The following is a 6,074-nucleotide window of genomic DNA, read 5'->3' as shown; positions in this document are numbered from 1 at the left end:
GCACCACGCGGTGATCGACGGTGTCTCGGCGGCAGAGATCATGGCGGCAGTCCTCGACATTTCCGAAACACCCACCGCCACACCACTACCCGCTGCGGGCATGCGCCGCGACCGGACCCCTTCCGCCATCGAAATGCTCGCTCGCAGCGTCCCGAATGCGGTTGCCCGGCAATCGATGCGCGCACATGCCATGCTCGAGGCGGGGCCGGCGCTGCTGCGTGCCCGCGACGATCTCCGCAACAAGCACCCCGATGTGCCGTTCAACGGCCCGAGCACCGCTGCCCGCAGTTTCGCGTACACCTCGCTGCCGCTGGACACGGTCAAGTCCATCAAGAAATCGGTCGACGGCACCGTCAACGACGTGGTGATGGCGCTGTGCACCTCGGCCCTGCGCAGCTGGATGCACGACCACGCCATCCCCACCGACCGGCCGCTACTGGCCGCGGTGCCGGTATCGGTGCGCACTCCAGAGCAATTCGGCTGCGCGGGAAATCAGTTCTCCATCATGCTCTCGCCGCTACCGATCACCGAACCCGACCCGCACCATCGACTCGAACTCCTGCACAGCGATCTGCTCGCGGCAAAGGATCGGTTCCGTACGCAACCACCGACCCTGCTCCACCAGATCACCGCACTGCTGACATCGGTGGGGCACGGCATGCCCACTCGCACACTGCTCCGAGCCACGGCGGCAGCCCTACCCCTGGCCAATCTGATCGTGTCGAACGTTCCGGGACCGCAGGTACCTTTGTACCTCAACGGAATCCGCGTCCTGGCCAGCTACCCCGTCTCACTGCTCACCGAGCTGTCGGGCAGCCTCAACATCACCGTCATGTCCTACAACGGACATCTCGATTTCGGCATCCTCGCCTGCCCCGACACCGTTCCCGACATCTGGGACATCGCCCGGCACCTCGAACACGCGCTCACCGAACTGCATCCCTAACTCGGCCCCCGGCGCCCCCGACCGACTGCTCGTGACCGCCGACCATAACCGAGCTGAGGAGGCCATCCACGTGCCCGTGTTCACAGGGCCCTGCCGGGGGCACGTACAGGATCTGCACAAGCGATGCCTGCTGCCTGAGCAGGCGTTTCGAGCCGATATCCGGAACACGTCACAACACCGAACCGGCGGTCTTGGTGCCCGCCACCGCCGCCGCGGACCATCGGCGCACGGTGATCGCAACGATGGAACTCGCCCACCGCGGGACGCCAGACGGGTCGGGTGACGACGACGAACCTTCCCCGCCTGCGAGAGCATCTGCGGCGTCGGGGTTTTCCGTCCGTGTAGGCTTTCGGCCCGTGGGTAATAGCTGGCTGCGTCGTCTGTCCCCCGCTCCGGAGAACGGATCGCACACGGTGGTCTGCTTTCCCCATGCCGGCGGATCGGCCATCTCGTACGGGCCGCTGGCCAAACGCCTGGGATCGGAATACGACGTCATCGCCGTGCAGTATCCCGGGCGTCAGGACAGAAGGCGCGAACCGATGGTCGACACCATTCCCGGTCTCGTCGACGGCCTGTTCACCGAATTGGCCGAAACGCTCGGCGATGCGTCGAACTTTTCCCTGTTCGGCCACAGCATGGGATCCGCGGTGGCGTTCGAAACCTGCGGGCGACTCGAACGGGACTCCGGGGCGAGGGCATCGGTGCTGTTCGCCTCGGGCCGGCGCGCCCCGTCGTTGCCGGGCACCGAGGTCATGCACACCAGGAGCGACCGGGAGCTGGCCGAACATCTCCTGAGCTACGGCGGTACCCCGGCGGCCCTGCTCGAGGATCAGGAAATGCGCGAGATGATCCTGACGGTCACCCGAAACGACTACCGAGCCATCGAAACCTACGCCTGCGCTCCGGGGGCGACCGTCGAATGTCCCATCGTCGCACTGGCCGGTGACCGTGACGCCGATACGGGCGTCGCGGAGATCGAGGCCTGGCGCTCGCACACCTCCGGAAGTTTCTCCGCCCGAACGTTTCCCGGCGGCCATTTCTTTCTCGACGCCAATTGCGATGCGGTAGCGCGGTTGATTGCCGATCACACTTCGCGAGCGCTGTCGAGTTAGCCGGGAACGACCGGGCGGGCGTATCCGCCCGCCCGGTCGCCGCCGTCAGTGCGCGAGCCAGTCCTCGATCGCCTCGGCGACCTCCGCCGCGCCGTCCTCCAGGATCGTGAAGTGATCGGCCGCCACCGGCACGACTTCATGCGCCGCGTCCCACGGCCGGGTCTGCCAGTCCGCACGATCGGAGGAGCTGCCGAGGAACGATCGCGCACACTGAACGAACAGCGTCGGCGCGTCGACCGAACCCGGCACCCGCTCGTGCAGCAACTGCACGTACCGGCCCATTCCGGTGAGCCGGGCCTGGTCGAATCGACCGAACGTGGCCTCGTGGGACACCATGTGTTCGGCCATCTCCCGAAGCAGCCATTCCCCGTTCTCGTCCGCCGGGTAGGTGTCCACCATGACCACCCCGGCGGGAGCCGGACCGCCGGCCGCCTCCAGGTACTCGGTGACGAGGTAGGCCAGCAGACCGCCCGAGGAGTGCCCGAGCAGGACGAACGGCTCATCCTGCGCGGCCTCGAGCACGCCGCGTGCCAGCGCCGCCAGTGCGGCGACCGGAGTCGCCGGTAGCGGCTCGCCCGCACCGAAACCGATCAGCGGCAGGGCCAGCACCTCGCGGCCGGTGCGCAGCTGCGACGCGATCCGGGCGTACTGGTGCGCACCGCCGGTGGCCAGCGGTGGATTGACACAGATGATCCGCGGCAGGGCCGAGCCCGCGGCGAGCCGCGCGGGCACCGGCAGCCGTTCCGGTTGCTCGTCCGCGGTGAACTGATCCCGCAATTCCGCCACCGCTCGCAGCAGGGCGAAGCCCTTACCGGCCTGACCGTTCGTGACCGCGCCGCGGAACATCCCGTACAGCGAATCATCCTGGCGTGCTTGGTCTTCGGCCTGGTGTGGCGCGGCGCCGAGTTCCTCGCGAAGGTGCCTGGCCAGCACGGCGGGCGTCTTGTGGTCGAAGATCGCCGCCGTGGACAGCGTCAGTCCGGTGGACGCGTTGAGGGCGCCGCGCAACTCCATGGCGGCCAGCGAGTCGAATCCCGATTCGAGGAAGTCTCGCTCCGGGTCGAGCGCGTCGGCGCTGTCGTGCCCGAGCAGCCGGGCGGCGTGCTCGAGGATGTGCGTCAGCAGCCACCGTTCCTGTTCGGATGCCGGCAGCTGCGCCAGATGGTTGCGCAGTGCCGCGGCGTCCGGCGTCGTGGCGCGCTGCCGGCGTCCCGCCTTCGCGGCCAGATCGCCGAGCAGGGCCGGGACCGCGTCGCGGGCACGGAGTACGGCGTGGTCGATCGCGACCGGCACCTGCACCGGACGACCGGAAGACATTGCCGCGTCGAACAATTCGAGTGCGGCGTCGGCGGACAGCGGTGCGAAGCCTTGGCGCCGCATCCGCTGCCGGTCGGCCTCGCCGAGCCATTGCGACAATCCGGTGCCGATATCCCACATGCCGTAGGCGAGTGACGTCGCCGGCAAGCCTTCGGCGTGACGATGCGTCGCGAGCGCGTCGAGGAACAGATTGGCCGCCGCGTACCCCCCCTGGCCGGCGGGCAGGATCGACCCCGCGACCGAGGAGATCAGGACGAAGGCGGACAGTCCGGCCTCGCGGGTGAGCTCGTGCAGATGCCAGGCGGCGTCGGCCTTGGCGCTCAGGCAGTGGTCGATCTGCCCCGGTGTCAAGGTATCGACCAGGCCGTTGTCGGCGACCCCGGCCGCGTGCACGATCGCGCCCAGCGGATGCTCGGCGGGGATCGATCCGAGCAGCTGCCGCACCGCGTCGCGGTCGGTGACGTCGCAGGCCGCGACCCGCACCCGAGCGCCGAGGGCGCCGAGTTCGGCGACGAGATCCGCGGCGGCGGCCGGTCCGCGCCGACCGGCCAGCAGCAGGTGGCGCACCCCGTGCTCGCGCACGAGATGCCGGGCGAGGTGTCGGCCGATTCCACCGGTACCACCGGTGATCAGGACGGTCCGTTCGGCATCCCACGCGGTGGACAGCGTCGCGTCGGGTGCCGCGGCGCGCACGAGTCGCGGCACCCGAATCCCGGCCGCGTCGACGGCCAGTTCCGGCTCACCCGTCGCCGCGGCGGCGACGAGATCGTGCGCCGCGATGGCCTCGCCTGCCTCGATGAGCACGATTCGTCCGGGGTTCTCCGCTTGCGCCGCGCGGACCAGACCCCACACCGCGGCGGCGGCCGGATCGCCAGTGGAGTCGGTGATCACCGCGAGAGTGCTTGCGGCACATCGTTCGTCGCGCAGGAACTCCTGCACGACACCGAGTGTGGCGTGCAGGGCCGTGCGCAACCGCGCCGGGACCGCGACTTCGTCGATCGGGGGGCGGTAGACGAGGACCGAAGCCGGCTCCGGCGCACCCCACTCGGCCCAGGAAATGTCCGCCGTGCGGCGCGGCTGCGGGCCGGGCCGCCACGCGAGTTCGTACAGTGCGTCGTAGGAGGGACGAGACGAGGCCGCGAGCAGTTCGGGTGAGAGCGGCCGCAAGCCGAGCGATCGCACCGAAAGCAGCGGCGCGCCACCGGAATCGGCGATCTGTACCGTGACCGCCCCCTCGTCCCGTCCGGTCAGCCGCACCCGCACCCGGCGGGCGCCCTCGGCGTATAGACGCACCGACGACCAGGTGAACGGAACCAGGGTCTGCGGCTCGCCCTGCTCGTCGGTGTCCTGCGGAAGCCCGACGGTGAGTGCGTGCAGGGTCGCGTCGAGCAACGCCGGATGCATGCCGTACCCGCGTGCGGTGGTCTGCTCGGGCAGTGCGACCTCGGCGAAGAGTTCGCGACCGCGCCGCCACACCGCCACCAGACCGCGGAAGGCGGGACCGTAGTTGTATCCGTGGCCGGCGAGTTCGTCGTATGCGCCGTCCACCGTGATCTGCGTGGCGCCGGACGGGGGCCACTGCACGAAATCCGCCCAGTGCGCCGGTTCGCCGGTATCCCGGCTCGGGCTCAGCCGGCCCTGGGCGTGATGTGTCCACGGGACTGCCTGGTCGTCCTCGTCCCGGCGGGAGTAGATGTCGATGGATCGGTGACCGGTCTCGTCACCGTCACCCACGACCACCTGGATCTGCACTCCCCCGGGTCCGCTGAACGTCAGCGGTGCCCGCAGTGTGAGATCCGCCAGTTCCGGACAGCCGACCTGCTCTCCGGCGTGGACCGCCAACTCGACGAAACCGGTTCCGGGCAGCAGCACCACGCCGAGTACGTCGTGGTCGGCCAACCACGGATGCGTGGCCGTGGACAGCCGCCCGGTGAGGCGGACGCCGCCGCCTTCGGGCTGCGCCACCAACGCGCCCAGCATGGGGTGTTCGGTGGACCGCAGGCCGAGCGCCGACGGCTCACCGGAATGCAGCCGGCCCGTCGCCCAGAAGCGGCGGTGCCGGAAGGGGTAGGTCGGCAGATCCGTCCGCCTGCCGCCGGAGCCGGCGTAGTAGCGGGTCCAGTCCACCGTGGCGCCCGCGACGTACAAGCGGGCGAGGCCGGTCAGCACGGTCGCGGGGTCCGCGTGGTGGCGTTTGGTGAGCGCGATCGTGGTTGCCGTGTCGTGGGTTCGGGCGACCATGGGCGTCAACACCGCATCGGGCCCGACTTCGGCGAATCGCGTCACTCCCAGTTCCGCCATGGCGAGGACCGCATCGGCGAATCGCACCGCGTCGCGAACCTGCCGCACCCAATAGGACGGATCCGACATCTCGTCGGTCACCCTGGCGCCGGTTGCCGTCGATACCAGCGGCACATCCGGACGCCCGAACGTCAAAGCCGCTATGGCCGAAGCGAATTCGGCCAGCATCGGCTCCATCAGCGCCGAATGGAACGCGTGCGACACTCGCAAACGATGTGTGCGCCAGCCTCTTTCCGCGCATCTCCCGGCGACAGCCGTCACCTCGGCGTCGACACCGGACAGCACCACCGAGGACGGGCCGTTCACCGCGGCGATCGCGACGTCACCGATCAGCAGAGCCGTAACGTCGGCCTCGGATGACTCGACGGCGATCATCGCTCCGCCCGCGGGCAGTGCTT

Annotated in this window: 3 protein-coding genes; 2 read left to right on the top strand and 1 reads right to left on the bottom strand. The window is 69.5% G+C overall.

Annotated elements, in window-relative coordinates; translation table 11 throughout:
- Window positions 1-946, top strand: a 946-nt coding sequence (locus NM2_RS46705) for a WS/DGAT domain-containing protein (RefSeq protein ID WP_157122096.1), incomplete at its 5' end; no start/stop codon positions are given.
- Between the two features lie 356 nt (window positions 947-1,302).
- Window positions 1,303-2,058, top strand: coding sequence for a thioesterase II family protein (locus NM2_RS46700; RefSeq protein ID WP_067684213.1), 756 nt, complete (start codon window positions 1,303-1,305; stop codon window positions 2,056-2,058).
- Between the two features lie 45 nt (window positions 2,059-2,103).
- On the opposite strand, the gene NM2_RS46695 is transcribed toward NM2_RS46700, so the two are convergent.
- The coding region (locus NM2_RS46695) for an SDR family NAD(P)-dependent oxidoreductase (protein ID WP_157122093.1) at window positions 2,104-6,074 on the bottom strand (3,971 nt) is incomplete at its 5' end.

Source organism: Nocardia miyunensis NBRC 108239, from assembly GCF_001613065.1.
GTDB classification, from domain to species: domain Bacteria; phylum Actinomycetota; class Actinomycetes; order Mycobacteriales; family Mycobacteriaceae; genus Nocardia; species Nocardia miyunensis.
Note: the sequence above shows the minus strand (reverse complement) of the source record. Positions and strands in the feature narration are given on the sequence as shown.